18 protein-coding genes are annotated in these 18,073 nt (G+C 47.3%); 4 read left to right on the forward strand and 14 right to left on the reverse strand.

All coding sequences use genetic code 11. From position 1 onward, the window contains the following. Positions 1-54 precede the first annotated feature (54 nt). The 12 genes from BM278_RS06000 to BM278_RS06055 form a co-directional block, all read right to left on the reverse strand. Positions 55-567, reverse strand: coding sequence for an acyltransferase (locus tag BM278_RS06000; protein ID WP_090948459.1), 513 nt, complete (start codon positions 565-567; stop codon positions 55-57). Continuing rightward, complete coding sequence (gene ppaX / locus BM278_RS06005; protein ID WP_090948460.1) at positions 564-1,211, reverse strand: pyrophosphatase PpaX; 648 nt, start codon at positions 1,209-1,211, stop codon at positions 564-566. Before ppaX ends, BM278_RS06000 begins: the two co-directional genes overlap by 4 nt. After that, complete coding sequence (locus tag BM278_RS06010) at positions 1,208-2,146, reverse strand: nucleoside recognition domain-containing protein (protein ID WP_090948461.1); 939 nt, start codon at positions 2,144-2,146, stop codon at positions 1,208-1,210. The genes ppaX and BM278_RS06010 overlap by 4 nt, the downstream gene beginning before the upstream one ends. A 17-nt stretch (positions 2,147-2,163) precedes the next feature. Next, on the reverse strand, positions 2,164-2,973 hold the full coding sequence (lgt, locus tag BM278_RS06015) for a prolipoprotein diacylglyceryl transferase (protein ID WP_090948462.1): 810 nt from the start codon (positions 2,971-2,973) through the stop codon (positions 2,164-2,166). A gap of 18 nt (positions 2,974-2,991) precedes the next feature. Continuing rightward, positions 2,992-3,927, reverse strand: coding sequence for an HPr(Ser) kinase/phosphatase (gene hprK, locus BM278_RS06020; RefSeq protein ID WP_090948463.1), 936 nt, complete (start codon positions 3,925-3,927; stop codon positions 2,992-2,994). A 181-nt stretch (positions 3,928-4,108) separates the two neighbouring features. Continuing rightward, complete coding sequence (locus BM278_RS06025; RefSeq protein ID WP_090948464.1) at positions 4,109-4,468, reverse strand: phage holin family protein; 360 nt, start codon at positions 4,466-4,468, stop codon at positions 4,109-4,111. A gap of 53 nt (positions 4,469-4,521) precedes the next feature. Continuing rightward, positions 4,522-4,746 (reverse strand): hypothetical protein, encoded by a 225-nt coding sequence (locus tag BM278_RS06030; protein ID WP_425272965.1) that lies wholly within the window; start codon positions 4,744-4,746, stop codon positions 4,522-4,524. 30 nt (positions 4,747-4,776) lie between these two features. Beyond that, on the reverse strand, positions 4,777-5,103 hold the full coding sequence (locus BM278_RS06035; RefSeq protein WP_090948466.1) for a magnetosome magnetite crystal formation protein family: 327 nt from the start codon (positions 5,101-5,103) through the stop codon (positions 4,777-4,779). Positions 5,104-5,197: 94 nt separating this feature from the next. After that, positions 5,198-8,062 carry an excinuclease ABC subunit UvrA gene (uvrA, locus tag BM278_RS06040; RefSeq protein WP_090948467.1) on the reverse strand — a complete coding sequence of 955 codons (2,865 nt, stop codon included), beginning with the start codon at positions 8,060-8,062 and terminating at the stop codon, positions 5,198-5,200. 10 nt (positions 8,063-8,072) lie between these two features. Continuing rightward, entirely contained in the window at positions 8,073-10,052 is a 1,980-nt protein-coding gene (gene uvrB / locus BM278_RS06045) for an excinuclease ABC subunit UvrB (protein ID WP_090948468.1), read from the reverse strand. Positions 10,053-10,225: 173 nt separating this feature from the next. Next, positions 10,226-10,447: a CsbA family protein gene (locus BM278_RS06050; protein ID WP_090948469.1), complete on the reverse strand. Its 222-nt coding sequence runs from the start codon at positions 10,445-10,447 to the stop codon at positions 10,226-10,228. Positions 10,448-10,461: 14 nt separating this feature from the next. Next, positions 10,462-11,649, reverse strand: coding sequence for a PDZ domain-containing protein (locus BM278_RS06055; RefSeq protein ID WP_090948470.1), 1,188 nt, complete (start codon positions 11,647-11,649; stop codon positions 10,462-10,464). Positions 11,650-11,882: 233 nt separating this feature from the next. Here BM278_RS06055 and BM278_RS06060 point away from each other — a divergent pair, with 233 nt between their 5' ends. The 4 genes from BM278_RS06060 to BM278_RS06075 all read left to right on the forward strand — a co-directional run bounded on the left by BM278_RS06060 (position 11,883) and on the right by BM278_RS06075 (position 15,643). After that, positions 11,883-12,371: a MerR family transcriptional regulator gene (locus BM278_RS06060; protein ID WP_090948521.1), complete on the forward strand. Its 489-nt coding sequence runs from the start codon at positions 11,883-11,885 to the stop codon at positions 12,369-12,371. 165 nt (positions 12,372-12,536) lie between these two features. Continuing rightward, on the forward strand, positions 12,537-14,207 hold the full coding sequence (locus BM278_RS06065) for a DUF6044 family protein (protein WP_090948471.1): 1,671 nt from the start codon (positions 12,537-12,539) through the stop codon (positions 14,205-14,207). 18 nt (positions 14,208-14,225) lie between these two features. Further along, a complete protein-coding gene (locus BM278_RS06070) occupies positions 14,226-15,218 on the forward strand; it encodes a glycosyltransferase family 2 protein (RefSeq protein WP_090948472.1) in 993 nt (330 codons plus the stop codon). Continuing rightward, positions 15,215-15,643 carry a GtrA family protein gene (locus BM278_RS06075; protein WP_341871181.1) on the forward strand — a complete coding sequence of 143 codons (429 nt, stop codon included), beginning with the start codon at positions 15,215-15,217 and terminating at the stop codon, positions 15,641-15,643. The genes BM278_RS06070 and BM278_RS06075 overlap by 4 nt, the downstream gene beginning before the upstream one ends. Here the strand turns inward: BM278_RS06075 and BM278_RS06080 are convergent. Together BM278_RS06080 and BM278_RS06085 are read right to left on the reverse strand one after the other, a co-directional pair. After that, on the reverse strand, positions 15,637-17,079 hold the full coding sequence (locus tag BM278_RS06080) for a S41 family peptidase (protein WP_090948473.1): 1,443 nt from the start codon (positions 17,077-17,079) through the stop codon (positions 15,637-15,639). The genes BM278_RS06075 and BM278_RS06080 overlap by 7 nt on opposite strands. A 282-nt stretch (positions 17,080-17,361) precedes the next feature. After that, positions 17,362-18,066, reverse strand: a complete 705-nt coding sequence (locus BM278_RS06085; protein ID WP_090948474.1) for a pirin family protein — start codon at positions 18,064-18,066, stop codon at positions 17,362-17,364. Between the last annotated feature and the right edge of the window lie 7 nt (positions 18,067-18,073).

Genomic DNA, 18,073 nt, shown 5'->3' on the forward strand with positions numbered 1-18,073 from the left:
TTTTTTGATATTTACGCCTATAAGAAAGAGCACCATGCTGAAAAGGTGCTCCTTCTATTGTTCGTTCTGACGCCGCTCCATTTCTTCTTTCGTATAGACGATGCGCATCGGATTGCCGGCGACAAACGCCCCCGCCGGCACATCTTTATGAACGACCGTGCCGGCGGCGACAACGGCGCGATCGCCAATGACGACGCCGGGAAGCACGGTCGAATTGGCGCCGATCATCACTTCGTCGCCGATCACGACATCGCCGAGACGGTATTCATCAATTAAATATTCATGCGCCAAAATCGTCGTATTGTAGCCAATCACGCAATTGCGGCCGATTTGGATTTTTTCTGGAAACATAATATCCGGCATGACCATAAAGGCAAGCGCCGTTTTTTCCCCGATTTTCATGCGCAAAAACGTGCGGTACAGCCAGTTTTTCACCGCTAAAAACGGCGTATAGCGGCCGATTTGAATGACGATCACGTTTTTGAGCACTTTCCAAAACGAAACGGTCTTATAAATTTGCCACAAGGAATTTGCGCCTGACACCGGATATTTTGTCGTCCGTCTCACCCGTTTTTCACTCCTACAATCGCCAATAAATCGCTCATTTTTTCAAGCATAAAATCTGGCTCGTACTGTTCCAAGTACTCCCGCCCTTTAATCGTCCACGCCACTCCTGCCGTTTTCGTGCCGGCGTTTTTGCCAGCCAAAATATCATGATAATTATCGCCGACCATTAACGCTTCATCCGGCGTGGATCGCAGCAAATCGAGCGCTTTATAAATCGGCTCCGGATCCGGCTTCGCATGTTTGACGTCATCAAGACCGATGACGCAGTCAAAAAACGGTTCTAGTCTCGTTTTCTTTAATCCCATCACTGCTGTTTGATGAATTTTTGTCGTCACGACGCCGAGGCGAAACCCGTTTTTGTATAGCGTTACGATCGTTTCATACACCGTTTCAAATTCGCGGATGAGCGCGTCGTGCTGCGCGTGATTGAAGGAGCGATATGTATCGATCATTTCTTGCGCGCGCGCCGGATCCAATGCGTTGAACGTTTCATCAAGCGGAGGGCCAATAAACGGCAGGACATCCTCGCACGTATATTTTCCCGGATAATATTTTTCCAACGTATGCAAAAACGACTGAATAATTAATTCGTTTGTATCGATCAACGTTCCATCGAGGTCAAATAATATCGTGCGAATATTCATAACGTCGCTTCCTTCCTTTTTGCTTCCTCCACGCGATTCCAAATAAAGCTGACAAGCATCGTTAATAAAATGGCGGTAGTCAAGCGGATGATAAGCAGCGGCCACACTGGAATCCCAAGCGGCACAAACACTAGCGTGTCTTCGACAACCGCATGGCAAGATACGAGAAAAATAAACGCCAGCGTCAAATCACGCTTTGATACCCCGTCTTCTTTTACCGCCTGAATCATAACGCCTGCGCCGTACGCTAGACCGAACAGCAAACCAGCCGCCAATGTCAACGAAGTGTTTTCTTTCATGCCGAGCGCTTTTGTCAACGGCGCCATCCAGCGCGAAAAAACATGAATCCACTTTAACTCTTTCAATATTTGAATTCCGATCATCAGCGGAATCACGATCAACGCCAACTGCAAGATCCCAAGGCACGCTTTTTTCACCCCGGCAAGCAAAATAGCGCCCCAGTTCGTCAGCTGTTCCGAAGAATTGGAAACAAAGCCATATTGCGCCGGCTCACTTCCTCCTTGCCAAAGATGATGAATCAGCAGCGCGGCAATGATCGCCAAACTGAGGCGAACGACGACCGTTAACGCAATGCTCATTCCCGTTCTTGAGGCGACGGTCGACTCGATAAGCAAATTGTGGGAAAACGAAAGCATTACCGCTAAAATCAATACTTCTTTTACCGTTAAATCCAACGTTAAAATCGCGCCAATTGCCGCGTACAAGTTTAATAAGTTGCCGATCACAAGCGGGATCGCCGCGTCTCCCGGAAGCCCGATCCATTTCATCAACGGAGCGACAAGCTGAATGATCCATTGCAATACAGGAGTATGCTGCAAAATGGACACGATGAGCGTTATAGGAAAAATCACTTTTCCAAGCGTCCATGTCGTTTGCAGACCAACGGCAAGCCCCCGCCGTAATATTCCAACCATGTCTCTTCTCCCCTTTTCTAATCGTTATACCGCTCCTTTGCCAATCCTTTCTTTCTGCGAAATATCCATAAACATACCGAAAGGATAATAAGCATAACGGAAACGACTTGCGCGATGCGAAGATCGTTTGTCAGCATCAAACTATCGGTGCGCATTCCTTCAATGTAAAACCGCCCGATCGAATACCAAATTAAATAGCTGAGAAACAATTCGCCGCGCCGCAGATTGACGCGCCGCAGCCACAGCAGCAGCAAAAACCCGGCAACATCCCAAAGCGATTCGTATAAAAACGTCGGATGGTAATATTGACCGTTAATATACATTTGATTAATAATAAAATCCGGCAAATGCAAACTTTCCAAAAACTCTCGCGTCACCGGGCCGCCGTGCGCTTCCTGATTCATAAAATTGCCCCAGCGCCCGATCGCCTGCCCTAAAATAATGCTTGGCGCCGCAATGTCCGCGAGTTTCCAAAACGAAAGCCCCCTCGCTTTCGCAAAGACGATTCCTGTCGCGACTGCGCCAAGCAATCCGCCATGAATGGCGAGACCGCCTTTCCAAATTTTCGGGATTTCCGATAAATGTTTCGAATAATAACTCCACTCAAAAATTACATAATAGGCGCGCGCGCATAAAATCGCGATCGGCACCGCGAACAAAACGAGGTCGACAAACGTTTCTTGCGGGAGTCCGCGCCGCTTTCCTTCCCTCGTCGCCAGCCACAATCCGATCAACACACCCGTTCCGATAATGACACCATACCAATAAATCGTGATCGGGCCAAGGTGCAAAAAAACACGGTCTAGCGGTTGAATCGTCGACTCCATCGATTCTCCTCCTAACTGTTATTCATAATCATGCTCGCCATCTTCAATCGCATCGGTCAGGCGCGCGGAAAACTCCTCCGCCGCGTTCACTCCCATTCGTTTCAAGCGGAAATTCATCGCCGCCACTTCGACAATCACAGCTAGATTTCGTCCCGGACGCACCGGTATCGTTAATTTCGGCAATTCCGTGTCCAAAATTTTTACTTTTTCTTCGTCCAACCCGAGACGATCGTATTGTTTATTCGGATCCCAAAGTTCCAAATCGATCACTAATGAAATGCGTTTATGCGTCCGCACCGCTCCGGCGCCAAACAATGTCATCATATTAATAATGCCTAATCCGCGAATTTCCAGTAAATGCTCAATCAGCTCCGGCGCGCTGCCAACGAGCATCCCTTCATCTTCTTGGCGAATTTCAACACAATCGTCCGCGACGAGACGATGACCGCGTTTTACTAATTCAAGAGCCGTTTCGCTTTTGCCAACTCCGCTTTTTCCGGTGATTAATACCCCGACGCCGTAAACATCAACCAACACACCGTGAACCGCCGTTGTCGGCGCCAATTTACTTTCTAAATAGTTCGTCAAACGGCTCGCAAGACGTGTTGTTTTCATCGTCGAGCGCATTACCGGCACCGATTGCCGCTCGGAAGCTTCAATCAATTCCGGCGGAACTTCCAGCCCGCGCGATACGATAATTCCTGGAGTAATATCGGTACAGAGCCGCTCCATTCTTACTTTTTTCTCCTCTGGGCTTAACGTTTCATAAAACGAAAGCTCCGTTCTGCCTAACAGCTGAATCCGCTCGGCCGGATAATACGCGAAATAGCCCGCCATTTCAATGCCGGGACGGGACAAGTCGCTCGTCGTAATCGGACGGTAAATTCCTTCCGCGCCGCTCACCAATTCCAGCTGGAACTTTTCGATAATATCTTTTGTGCGCACTTTCGGCATGTCGGCATTTCTCTCCTTTCTTCGTCTTTTTCCATTTTAGCACTTTTCTTTCTTGCATTGAAAGGAAAACATCGACCCGAATAAAAAGAGGCGGATGCCTTTGTTCCGCCTCAAACGTTTATTTGTGCCGCAATTTGATTGCTACATTAATAGGCGTCGTATCGTCCACTCGACTCAAACATTATTTTTGCCGCAACGGTTCAATGATCGCTTTTTGAATGAGCAAATGGAAAAAGGAAAGAACGATCGAAGCAAGAAGCGCCGTGCCGAATCCGTCAATTTCGAAAGCATCACCCATTAACGCTGCCGTCATCAGCAACGTAATAGCGTTAATGACGAACAAAAATAATCCGAGCGTCAAAATCGTCACAGGCAATGTTAACAAAATGAAAACGGGGCGCACGACAACATTTAAAATGGATAAAATCATACTCGCAATAAAAGCGGCGCCAATGCTGCTAAATCGAACGGAATCAAAATATCCGTCAATGGCCATCAATAAAACGGTATTCACAAATACGCCAATTAACCAATTAATCATCTACTATCACCGTCTTTTTCATAATGATCTTCGATTTGCTCATAACCCTTCTTCTACATTTGCAGAGAACAGAGCCCGCTTTCGAATCCGCGCATTACGGTCGTATCTAAAAATTTCAGCAAATCCATTTTTGCGGAATGCTGTTTCTCGTTCGAATGAAACTCGGACATATGAAGCCGATCAAGCAAGCCGATGTTGCTTTTTTGTTCGTCTAACCGCTCGAACATCGTAAACGCCTCTTCAACTGTAAGTTTCCCTTCTTGCACCATTTTTAATATGCGTTTTTTTCTCTTCCATCGGTGCTTTTTTTATTTTAACACGCGAATTCCTTGAACAATATTCCAAACTACGATGACCAAGTTAACGATTCCTGCGATGGCAAAACCGATCCATACAAGCCCGCCTCCTACGAAAAAAGAAACATCGCTATATTGCTGCATAGCCCCCATAGAAATGCCCAAAATAATAAAAAAGGCAATCGTGGCAGCCGGAATGCAATGGGAAAGAAACGCTCTTTTTGCATGTTTTTTCACTTCTTTATCATCGGTAACAAAATAAACGATAATTGGAAAAATAAAACCGGCAAAAAGAATGCTGAAATAACATAATGACGCGAGCACTTTGCTGGAATTCACGAAAAATTCCTCCTTTTGTTTTTATATACGACCGCGGTCATGAAAAGTTTCATAGGAAGTCATCACGCTTTAGAGAAAAACAAAACGGCAAAGGCTATGCCCTTGCCGTTTCATACAACGCCCGCATTCGTTCGCGGTCGCGCTCCAAAATCGGTTTTAAATAGCGGCCGGTGTAGGAGTTTTCTGCTTCGGCAACTTCTTCCGGCGTTCCCGTTGCCACGATTTGCCCTCCTTGTTCGCCGCCTTCTGGCCCAAGATCGATAATGTAGTCCGCCGTTTTAATGACATCGAGGTTATGCTCGATGACAAGAACAGTATCTCCGTTATCGACTAAGCGCTGTAGCACTTTCAACAACCGGGCAATGTCGTCGACGTGAAGCCCGGTCGTCGGCTCGTCTAAAATATAGAGCGTCCGGCCTGTCGAACGGCGGTGCAATTCGGCAGCTAATTTGACACGCTGCGCTTCCCCTCCCGACAATGTCGTCGCCGGTTGTCCAAGTTTCATGTACCCTAAGCCAACATCATACAGCGTCTGCAATTTTCGTTTAATTCTCGGGATATTTTCGAAAAACTCCAGCGCGTCTTCCACCGTCATCTCGAGCACTTCCGCAATATTTTTTCCTTTGTATGTCACTTCCAACGTCTCGCGGTTATACCGTTTGCCATGGCACACTTCACACGGAACGTACACATCAGGCAAAAAGTGCATTTCAATTTTAATAATGCCGTCACCACGGCACGCTTCACATCGCCCGCCTTTGACGTTAAAGCTGAAGCGGCCTTTTTTATACCCGCGCACTTTCGCTTCGTTCGTCGCCGCAAACACTTCGCGAATATCATCAAACACGCCCGTATATGTCGCCGGGTTGGAGCGAGGCGTGCGGCCGATCGGCGATTGGTCAATGTCAATGACTTTGTCTAAATGTTCAAGCCCTTTCATCGTTTTATGCTCGCCCGGTTTCGCCTTGGCGCGATGCAGTTTTTGCGCAAGCGCCTTATATAAAACTTCGTTCACAAGCGTGCTTTTTCCGGAACCGGATACGCCGGTGACCGCGACAAACGTACCGAGCGGAATTTTGACAGACACGTTTTTTAAGTTATTTTCTTTCGCACCGACGATCTCGATCCAGCGCCCATCTGGTTTGCGGCGCTCGCTCGGAATCGGGATAAATTTTTTCCCCGATAAATATTGCCCGGTGAGCGAGTCCGGGTTGTTCATCACTTCTTGCGGCGTTCCTGCAGCAACGACTCGGCCGCCATGAATGCCCGCGCCCGGCCCGATATCAATTAAATAATCGGCGGCAAGCATCGTATCTTCGTCATGTTCGACGACAATAAGCGTGTTGCCGAGATCGCGCATGCTTTTTAACGTCGCGATCAAACGGTCATTATCGCGCTGATGCAGCCCGATCGACGGCTCGTCCAAAACGTAAAGCACCCCGGTCAATCGCGAGCCGATTTGCGTCGCAAGGCGAATGCGCTGCGCTTCTCCGCCGGAAAGCGTTCCGGCGGAGCGGTTTAATGTTAAATAGTCGAGGCCGACGTTCTTTAAAAAACCGAGGCGCTCGCGGATTTCGCGCAAAATGAGATGGGCGATTTTCTGTTCTTTTTCGCTTAGTTGCAAGTTTTCAAAAAACGCAAGCGCCTCCGTCACCGACAGGGCCGTCACTTCGCCGATATGTTTGCCGCCGACGAGCACGGCGAGGCTTTCTTTTTTCAAACGGTTCCCTTTGCACGTCGGACATGGCTGCTGCGCCATATATTTTTCCATTTGTTCGCGAACATAATCCGAACTTGTTTCACGGTAGCGGCGCTCCACGTTCGGAATAACCCCTTCAAAAACGATATATTGCTCGCGAATTTGCCCGAAATCGCTCTGGTAACGGAAGTAAATTTTCTCACCGCCGCTGCCGTATAAAATTTTATCGAGCTGCTCCTTCGGTAAGTCTTTTACCGGCACATCCATGTCGATGCCGTAATGGTTGCACACCGCTTCCAACAGCTGCGGATAATATTGCGAGCTTTGTGGCTCCCACGGAGCAATCGCGTGTTCGCGTAATGTCAGCTCATCATTTGGAATGACTAAATCGGGATCGACTTCAAGCTTCGCGCCAAGGCCGTCGCAATCCGGACAGGCGCCGTACGGGCTGTTAAACGAAAACAGGCGCGGCTCAAGATCGCCAATCGAAAAGCCGCAATACGGGCATGCATGTTTTTCGCTAAACAGCAGTTCCTCCTGGCCAATGACATCAATCAGCACTTTTCCGTCCGCAAGCTTTAAAGCGGTCTCTAACGAATCCGCCAAACGCGAAGCAATCCCGTCTTTGATGATAATCCGGTCGACGACGACTTCAATCGAATGTTTTTTATTTTTCTCAAGCTCAATATTTTCCGTAAGCTCCCGCATTTCCCCGTCGACGCGCACGCGCACATACCCTTGTTTGCGAATATCTTCCAGCGTTTTCGCATGCGTCCCTTTCCGGCCGGAAACGATGGGAGCGAGAATTTGCATTTTCGTCCGTTCCGGATAGGCAAGAAGCCGATCGACCATTTGTTCGATCGTCTGCGATGTAATTTCGATGCCGTGCTCCGGACAAACCGGGCGGCCGATGCGGGCGAACAAAAGCCGCAAATAATCGTAAATTTCCGTGACTGTTCCGACGGTCGAACGCGGATTGCGGCTCGTCGTTTTCTGGTCGATCGAAATCGCCGGCGACAGCCCTTCAATCGCATCGACATCCGGCTTATCCATTTGTCCTAAAAACTGGCGAGCGTACGCTGAAAGGGATTCAACGTAGCGCCGCTGTCCTTCCGCGTAAATCGTATCAAACGCAAGCGACGATTTCCCCGAACCGGAAAGCCCCGTTAACACGACGAGCTTATCGCGGGGAATTTCGACGTCGATATTTTTTAAATTATGGGCTCTCGCGCCTTTGACGATGATTTTATCAGTTGCCATAGATCCACAATCATCCTTCCGCTTTTAACTCGAAAATAATATCGCGCAATTGGGCAGCCCGCTCGAAATCGAGCGCCTTTGCTGCCTCTTTCATTTCTTTTTCCAAATCGGCGATCAGCTTTTCCCGTTCTTTCTTCGTCATCTTGCCGTAAGACGGTTTCGCGTCGTATGTTTCTTTTTCCTCCGCCGCATATGTCGCGCGGATGACATCGCGGATTTCTTTTTTCACCGTCTGCGGCACAATGCCGTGCTCACGGTTATACGCCTCTTGAATCGCGCGGCGCCGTTTCGTTTCATTAATCGCAATTTCCATCGATTTCGTCATCGTATCGGCGTACATAATGACATGACCATTCGCGTTTCTTGCCGCGCGGCCGATCGTTTGAATGAGCGAACGTTCCGAGCGCAAAAATCCTTCTTTATCCGCATCCAAAATCGCGACAAGCGATACTTCCGGAATATCCAGCCCTTCCCGCAACAAGTTGATCCCGACAAGGACATCATATTTGCCAAGCCGCAAATCGCGAATGATTTCAATGCGCTCGAGCGTTTTAATTTCCGAATGCAAATACGCGACTTTAATGCCGACTTCTTTCAAGTAATCGGTTAAATCTTCCGCCATTTTTTTCGTCAGCGTCGTCACGAGCGTCCGTTCATTCCGCTTTACGCGCTCCTGAATTTCCCCGATTAAATCGTCGATTTGCCCTTCAATCGGGCGGACATCGATCGTCGGATCCAAAAGCCCCGTCGGACGAATAATTTGCTCGACGACTTCCGGGCTATGTTCGAGCTCGTACGGACCAGGAGTAGCGGAAACATAAATGATTTGGTTGATTTTTTGTTCAAACTCCTCAAACGTCAACGGGCGGTTATCAAGCGCAGACGGCAGGCGGAAGCCATGGTCGACAAGCACTTGCTTTCTCGCCCGGTCTCCGTTGTACATGCCGCGGAGTTGCGGCAACGTCACATGCGATTCATCGACGATAATTAAAAAATCGTCAGGAAAATAATCAAGCAGCGTATACGGCGTCGAGCCTGGCGGACGGAGCGCCAAATGGCGGGAATAGTTTTCAATTCCCGAGCAAAATCCCATTTCCCGCATCATCTCCAAATCGTAGCGCGTCCGCTGCTCAAGCCGCTGCGCCTCCAGCAGTTTCCCTTGTTCCCGCAATTCGCGCAACCGCTCTTCTAGCTCTTTTTCAATATTTTCGATCGCTAAACGCATTTTTTCTTCCCGCGTCACGAAGTGGGAAGCCGGAAAAATCGCGACATGCTCTCGTTCCGCGATGATTTCCCCCGTCAACGCGTCGACTTCGCGAATGCGATCAATTTCATCGCCAAAAAATTCAACGCGAATACAATGCTCGTCCCGGGAAGCAGGAAAAATCTCAACGACATCTCCACGAACCCGGAACGTTCCGCGTTGAAAGTCAATGTCGTTCCGTTCATATTGGATATCGACAAGACGGCGCAGCAAAACGTCGCGCTCGATTTCCATGCCGACGCGCAGCGACACGACAAGTTCGCGGTATTCTTCCGGCGATCCTAACCCGTAAATGCATGATACGCTGGCGACAATAATGACATCGCGTCGCTCAAACAGCGCCGATGTCGCCGAGTGCCGCAGCTTGTCAATTTCGTCGTTGATCTTCGCGTCTTTTTCAATATACGTATCCGTCTGCGGCACATACGCCTCCGGCTGATAATAGTCATAATAGCTGACAAAATATTCAACGGCGTTGTTCGGGAAAAACTCCTTCAGCTCGCTGTACAATTGCCCCGCTAACGTTTTATTGTGGGCAATGACAAGCGTCGGTTTGTTTACTTCTTTAATAACGTTCGAAATCGTAAACGTCTTTCCCGTCCCTGTTGCCCCTAACAGCGTTTGGTGTTTTACTCCTTTGCGAATGCCTTCGACCAATTTGGCGATCGCTTGTGGCTGGTCTCCTTGCGGCTTATACGCCGACACTAACTCAAAACGGTCTCCCACCGATTCGACCTCCTGTTTCATTTCATCCTTATTTTTCATTGTAGCACATCAGCAAAAAAGATGCATAAAAAAGCGAACTTATATTCGTTCCAAAATAGAAAACGACTTCCAATGAAAAAACGAACGGCATTGTTGCCGTTCGCCGCGATCGAACATAACCGTACGTTGTGCGATTATTTTTTTAACCGCTTTACCATTTTTTCCGCATACAAAAACCCAACCGTCGTTGATACGATATCCGCCAAAATTTCATGCAGCTCGTCCGTGTATCCTCTAAAATAGGAAGCGACGAGCAACGCGACTGTCAATAACGTTCCGATATAATGATTGTACGTCACGCGGGTAAACAACAGCACAAGCAAACATGGCACAATTAACGCAATCATAAACCACATATGAAATCCCCTTATTAGACGGCTTCTAACGCCCATTTTTCCCGCTCTTTGACAAACAATAGCCCAAGCTCATGATGTTCGTCTTCATATAACGCCCCTTGGACGAAGCGAACTTCTTCGTTTTCATCCACTACTTCTAATTTACAAAATGCCCGGTTTCGTTGCAACGCTTCGTAAAATTCCGTTTCCGTTTTTACCGGCATCCCGTTCACTTTCGTGATCACTTCGCCAATTTGCAGTTCCATTTTTTCCGCCTTCGAGTGCGGAAGAATGCCTAAAATGACAAGGCCATGTTCACGTTTCGAAAAATGCGGAGGTTTCAAACGGTCTTGCCGATGCACATAGAAAGCAAGCCATTCCCTTCCGATCAAGGCAAGCGCCGCCGCAACTATGGAAAGCGGCGCATACCAATATCCGCCTACGGCAAACAAGCTAACGATCGATGCGAGCATCATCACTTTTTGGCCGGTAAAATGAATCGACGCTTTCGGAAGCGTTCCTTGCACGCGCTGGGAAAATCCGATGAAAAACGGCACAAGCATCAACGAATAAGCATCCCCGTCATAAGGAAACAACGGCCACCATGAAAATGGGGGCGGAAGTTCCCCGGCAACCGGAAGCAATACGGGAACGAACCAAAGCCGCTGTGACCAATGCTCTCCAACAACAAATCCGCGCTTGCTTTTTGCCAGCTGCGGAGACGTTTCGATGGCGCCGTTACGCAAAATAAGCCACGCTTCTACAAAAAGCAATAAAGCGAGCAAAATCGCGAGCGCCGCCATATTCGTCTCGCCAAGCTCGGGAAAAAAGCGTTTCAAAGCTGGGAAGACTTCTTTGTTATTTGCTAGAAAACTAACAATCAACAACGCTGTGCCTACCGTATACGCTGGAGAAAGCAGCCGCATTTGCAACGTCAATCCAAACGCGATCGTCACAAGCGCAATGAGCGAAACGGCATCGCGCGGAAACGCGACGCCGGCAGCGACAGCCACTAGCGATAAAATCAGCCCGGCGGCAAGGCCGCTTCGCCAAAAAAACTTGCTTTCATGAAACGGACTGTATACGCGAATATGAAAATGTTTTCTTTCCCGTTTTACACGCTGCCATCCGGCGACAAGCGCCAGCACTATTCCATAGTAAAACAACGGCTGCACAAATAGCCGCAAAACGCCTTTGAGCACTTCCAACACCCATATGGACATACCGCCATCACCTCGCTATATTCGCGATCCTTTATTTTTTATTCTATCAAATCGTTGCCATAAATCCTATGATCGCACGCATATTTTTTTCAGCATCTTTTGCCAATGGATGCCGAACGGTTCCGCATCACGACTTTCTTTGCCGAATCCGCACTAGTTTTGTCAAGCTGAAAGGAATTTCCGCCGCGGTGGAAAATGATATAAAACAAGATGAAAAAGGAGGAATCGTGTATATGGAATTAAAAACAAGCAATGTCGCGAAACGCCTTGGGGTATCGCCGAAAACGATTCAGCGCTGGGTAAAAAAATACCATATCCCATGCCAAAAAAACGAAGCGGGCCACTACGTATTCGACGCCGAAGCGGTCTCTTTGCTCGAACAAATTAAATTTGAACAAGGAGCGGCATTGGAGCAACGCGACAGTCAAGATCCGCCAAACCAATTCTCCGCTGAAGCGCTAGTTGCCGTTTACAATCAGCTTGCCTCCCGCCTCCAGCACATCGAACACACGCTTGACCAAAAAGCCGATGATGTCGTTTCCGTTCAGCTTCTCCAGCATCGTCAAGAAATCGAAGAATTAGCTTCCCATCTTCACACACTCGAACAGCGCATTGCCAAATTAGAAGAAAACGCGAATAAAGAACAAGCGGGCGCAGCGGAAAACGCCAAACAAAAACCGAAACGCCGCAGACTCGGCCACTTTATGAGTTTGTTTCCGTAATTCTCATCATTTCAAAAAACTCCTTTCTCTTTTCGAGAACAGGAGTTTTTTTGTGGGCAACATTCCTTTACATTTTCTTCATTGATTTTTTATTATTTTTTAATGATCGTTATTTATAATGAACGATGCTTTACTGAAGCTGCATCAAAAAGGAGCGGAACAATAATGGAGCGAAACGAACGAACGGCGATCGGGATCGCTTTGCTTCTTTTAGCTGTTTACCTTTCTCCGCTTTATATACTAGGAGAAAACGCGCATATCCGGGTACATGACAATATGGATTCAAACATCGCTTGGTATAAAGTGCTGACGCGAAGCGGTGAGCTGTTCGGCCCGATTAACGCGACGATTCCGCAAGTGATTAACGGGCTTCCGCGCAACGCGTTTGGCACAGAATTCAGCGGCATCGTTTGGCTCCATGCCCTGTTTCCTTCGATGGTCGCATATGCGCTTAGCCAGACGATCACCCGCGTTTTCGCGTTTATCGGCATGTATGTGTTGTTAAAAAGGCACTTCCTTCCAAATAAAGAGTCTTATCTTATTCGCGTCGGCGCGTCATTGGCATTCGCTCTCACTCCGTTTTGGCCGTCGGGGATGTTGAGCACACTCGGCATGCCGCTGGCGCTATGGGCGTTTTTAACGATCCGGAAAGGCGAAGCGACATGGAAAGAATGGCTTGTTCTTGTGCTGTTACCGTTTTACGCAAGTTTCGTGCTCGGATTTTTCTTCTTTCTTGCCGCAATGGGACTGCTATGGCTGCGCGACGTCATCGTCCAAAAACGGTGGAACTGGCCGTTTTTTGGTGCGATTGCGTTGATGACAGGCATTTTTTTGGCAATTGAATATCGTCTCGTTTATTCGCTCGTATTTGGCGAAGAACCGACAAGCCGAAACGAATTTCTTTCTTCGCGGCTCAGTTTTCTTCATTGCGTGCGGCTTACGTTCAAAAACTACTTGCTTGGCCATACGCATGTGATGACCGTGCATACGTTTGTCATTCTTCCTATTTTATGGATCGCTTTCTTTTTCGCTTTGGCAAAACGAAGCGAAACGCTCGAAAAGCGATTTCTTTTCTTGTTTGTGCTGAATTTTGTCTTGTCGACATGGTACGCGTTTTGGTTTTACAAAGGATGGCAGCCGTTAAAAGAACACTTTTCTTTGTTAAATACGTTTAACTTTGCCCGGTTCCATTTTTTGCGGCCAATGGTCATCTATTTAGATTTTGCGTTGGCGCTGCAAATTCTTTGGAAACGGGGAATCCGATGGCGGCGCGTTGTTCCTGTCGCCTTGGCGCTGCAGCTATTGATTCTTGGCGGCTTTAACGAAGAGATTCGCTACCGCCTCATCGGGACGCCTTCGTTTAAAGAATTTTACGCAGAACATTTGTTTAACGAAATCAAACAATATATCGGCAAACCGCAAAGTTCCTATCGCGTCGCCAGCGTCGGACTCCATCCGGCGATCGCGCAATATAACGGGTTTTACACGCTTGATACGTATAACAATTTTTATCCGTTGTCTTACAAACATCAATTTCGCAAAATTATCGCCAAAGAGCTCGATAAAAGCCCTGTTCTTAAAGATTACTTTGATCATTGGGGCAATCGCGTCTACCTGTTCTCCGCCGAGCTTGGCAAGCATTATATGTTCCGCAAAACATCGCATAAAAAAATTCATCATTTCGATATCAATACGAAAGTGTTTAAGCAGATGGGAGGACGCTATATTTTCTCTTCCGTTCCAATCATGAACGCGAAGGAAATTCATCTCCGATTGTTGAGAACGTTCGAAGATTCACAATCTGTTTGGAAAATTTATTTATATGAAGTGGAGTAAGGAAAGGAGGAGAAAACGATGCAAAAACCGATTTTGACGATCGTCGTTCCTTGTTATAACGAAGAGGACGTTTTGCCGGAAACGATCAAACAGTTAACGAACGTCTTGGAAAATTTATTGGAAGAGCATTTAATCGCGATCGGAAGCAAAATATTGTTTGTCGATGATGGCAGCCGTGACCGTACGTGGGAGCTGATTGAACAAGAAAGCGAACGGAACCCGTTTGTCACCGGCATTAAGCTGTCTCGCAACTTTGGCCACCAAAAAGCGCTGCTCGCCGGACTGGAAACGGCAAAAAATGATTCCGACTGCGTCATTTCCATCGACGCGGATTTGCAAGACGATGTTTCCGCCATCCGTGAATTTGTCGTGAAATATTGGGAAGGCTATGATATCGTTTACGGGGTGCGGCGCAGCCGCGACACCGATACATGGTTTAAAAGAGCGACCGCGCAATGGTTTTACCGCTTCATGCAAAAATTAGGCGTTCAATTAGTGTACAATCACGCCGATTTTCGCTTAATGAGCAAGCGCGCTCTGGAGGAATTGAGCCGCTACACAGAAGTGAACATCTTCTTGCGCGGAATCGTGCCGCTGCTTGGTTTTCGGTCAACGGAAGTGTTTTATGACCGTAAAGAACGTTTTGCTGGGCAATCGAAATATCCGCTAAAAAAAATGCTGGCGTTTGCGTTTGATGGGGTTACTTCTTTTAGCATCGCTCCGATTCGTTTCATTACCTTCATTGGCTTTCTCGCTTTTCTCCTTAGCAGCATCGCCGGCATATACGCGCTAACCGTCAAATTGCTTGGCCATGCCGAATCGGGTTGGACATCCATCATCATTTCAATTTGGTTCATCGGCGGCTTGTTGCTAATGGGAATCGGCCTTATTGGAGAATACATCGGTAAAATTTACCAAGAAGTAAAAAGACGACCGCGGTTTACGATTGAAAAAACATTGCGTTCCCCATCGCTTTCGCCACTTTCCAAAAAAGAAAAGGTGCGGCTATGAATCAGTCATTTTTTCGATTTTTGCTTGTCGGCATCATCCACACTGCGGCCGGATTATCGATAATGTATCTTCTTTACCATCTCTGCCACGTTTCGTATTGGTGGGCAACGTTAGTCGGCAATGCGATCGGCGCGGTCGCAAGCTACATATTGAATCGAACGTTTACGTTCCGAAGCAGCGTTCCCATTATCGAAAGTGTGTTCCGCTTTATCGCGGTCATGATCGTGTGCTATTATTTTTCGTACCGTCTAAGCAAACAGCTCGCTGATTGGGTGGCGCTGACGGTCGGCATCATTTCTCGATGCTGCGATTTTGCTTGGCGCGGGATTTTATACGATGTTGAATTATATTGGACAAAAACGATTTGTATTTTCTCGTTAAAAAAACGGGCAACGCTTGAGGCGCTGCCCGTTTCGCTTTATTGAAACAACACTTTCATCGCTGTCTTCAGCTGAACATCATTGTTTTCGTCGCGAATCGCGTCCATCACTTTCGCCTGCAATACGTCGGCGGTGTTTTTATCGATTTTTCCGGTTGGCGGAAGTTTATTCGCCTTTTGGAACGCTTTTACGGCCGACTCGGTTTCTTTGCTGAAGTAGCCGTCAGTGCGGCCCGGGTCAAATCCAATCCCTTTCAACATTTGCTGGGCGTTTTTCACTTGTTCGTTGTTCATATCAAACACGAGCGCTTTTTCGATATGAAGCGGACTTGCGTGGAAGTAATCCGGTTGTTTGACTTCAACGTCCGGCTTGACTCCTTTCTTATGAATCCAATGGCCGTCCGGCGTCAACCATTTATAAAGCGTTAATTTTATGTTGCTGCCGTCCCCCATCGGAATCGCTTGCTGCACCGTTCCTTTTCCGAACGATGTTTCGCCGACGAGCTTGTATCCCCCCGCTTCTTTCATCGCGCCAGCCAAAATTTCCGAAGCAGACGCGCTACCTTTGTCAATTAACACGACGATCGGGTACGGCTTTTTCACGGTCAAATCGGAATAAAAGCGCTGCTTATCGCCATCGCGCTCTTCAATTTGCACGTACGGTTTATCTTTCGGAATGAATTGTTTTAAAATTTCCTCCACGCTTTGCAAATAACCGCCTGGATTGCCGCGTACATCAATGATTAAACCATCGATATGGTCATCTTCCAATTTCGCTAATTTCTCTTTAAAATCTCGTGCTGTATTTTCGGAAAACGATGTTACTTCTAAATAGCCGACTTTTTTCCCATTATACGTTTTTACCGAATCATAAACCGTTTCAATCGGAATTTCGTCGCGGACTACTTTTACTTTAATGATTTCTTTTACGCCAGGACGAAGAATATCCAATTGTACCGTCGTCCCTTTTTTTCCGCGAATCTTCAACACGGCTTCATATAAATCAAGACCTTCTAAACTTTCACCATTTACTCTTAAAATTTGATCATTCGGCTTTAATCCCGCTTTTTCCGCCGGTGAATTTTTAATTGGCGCGACAATCGTCACTTTTCCGTCAATCATGCTGACTTCGGCGCCGATTCCTTCAAACGAAGAATCGAGCGACTCGTTAAATTGTTCGGTCGTTTCTTCGTCCATATAAACAGAATACGGATCGTTCAGCGTGCTGATCATTCCTTGGATCGCGCCTTGAATTAATTTGTCGTCATCGACTTTTTCCACATAGCGGTTTTTAATCAGTTCGTAAGCTTGTTCGACTTTTTTCAGTTCTTTCTCATCATTGTTCGTTAACGTTTTATCCGGCGCAACAAACGCTACGTCATGGTCGTCATTAGAAGCCGCAAACTGCATGCCTGCGTACGTACCGCCGGCGCCGACTAACATCGATAAAGCCATAAGCATTGCTGTTGTTTTTTTATTCACAATTTCTCCTCCTCACCCTATGCCATACAGGAAAGGCACCACACAATGTGCCGTGCGATGCCTTCTATTTTCATCATATGACCAGCTTGTACACCGTATGATCGCATTCTGTCTCCTCTGCATTACTAGTTTACACATTTCCCGCCGTTTTCTCAACCTAGATAGGTTTTCAAAAAAAGTGCAGGGTGTCCCATAAACATAGTGGAACACCCTGCAACACACTACTGTATATACAGAATAAACCTATCTATCGTATTCTGTTTTGGTCTATCTCCGTGTTCGTTACGGTAAATCAATTAGCATAAAGCGCGCACCATTTTCTGATGCGATATGAAGCGTCGGCGTTTCCGTAATCCGCGCCGAATCGCGCTTGCGCAACGCCGTTTCTCCGTTTAATGTAACATCGCCTTCAATCACAAAGAAAAAGATTCTTCGTCCTTCTTGCTGCGTAAATGTAAGTTCGCGCCCCGCTTCTAAATCGGAAAGATAAATCGTCAAGTCTTGATGGATATGGGCAATTTCCGAAGAAGAAGGATTTTTCGTCACAACCGGAAGCAACGCGTTTTTCATTTTCTCCACATTAAACGTCGTCCGCTCATATGATGGGGTTAACCCGCGAACTTCAGGCAAAAACCATAGCTGCAAAAAATTCACTTCTTCCGTTGGCGATGGGTTCGTTTCCGAGTGGACGATCCCCGTCCCTGCCGACATCCGTTGCACGCCGCCAAACGTTGTCGTCGCGGTATGCCCCGTGCTGTCTTCATGTTTTAAATGACCTTTTAGCACAATCGAAACGATTTCCATTTCTTGATGAGGGTGGGCGCCAAATCCTCTAAGCGGTGCGACAAAATCGTCGTTTAATACGCGCATCGGACCAAACTGGATATTATTCGGATCATAATAGTCGCCAAAAGAAAAACTATGGTACGTCTTTAACCAGCCATAATCGGCATGATAGCGAGATTGCGCGGGATATACTTGAATCATGCGTACA

The organism is Parageobacillus thermantarcticus (genome assembly GCF_900111865.1).
Classification (GTDB): domain Bacteria; phylum Bacillota; class Bacilli; order Bacillales; family Anoxybacillaceae; genus Parageobacillus; species Parageobacillus thermantarcticus.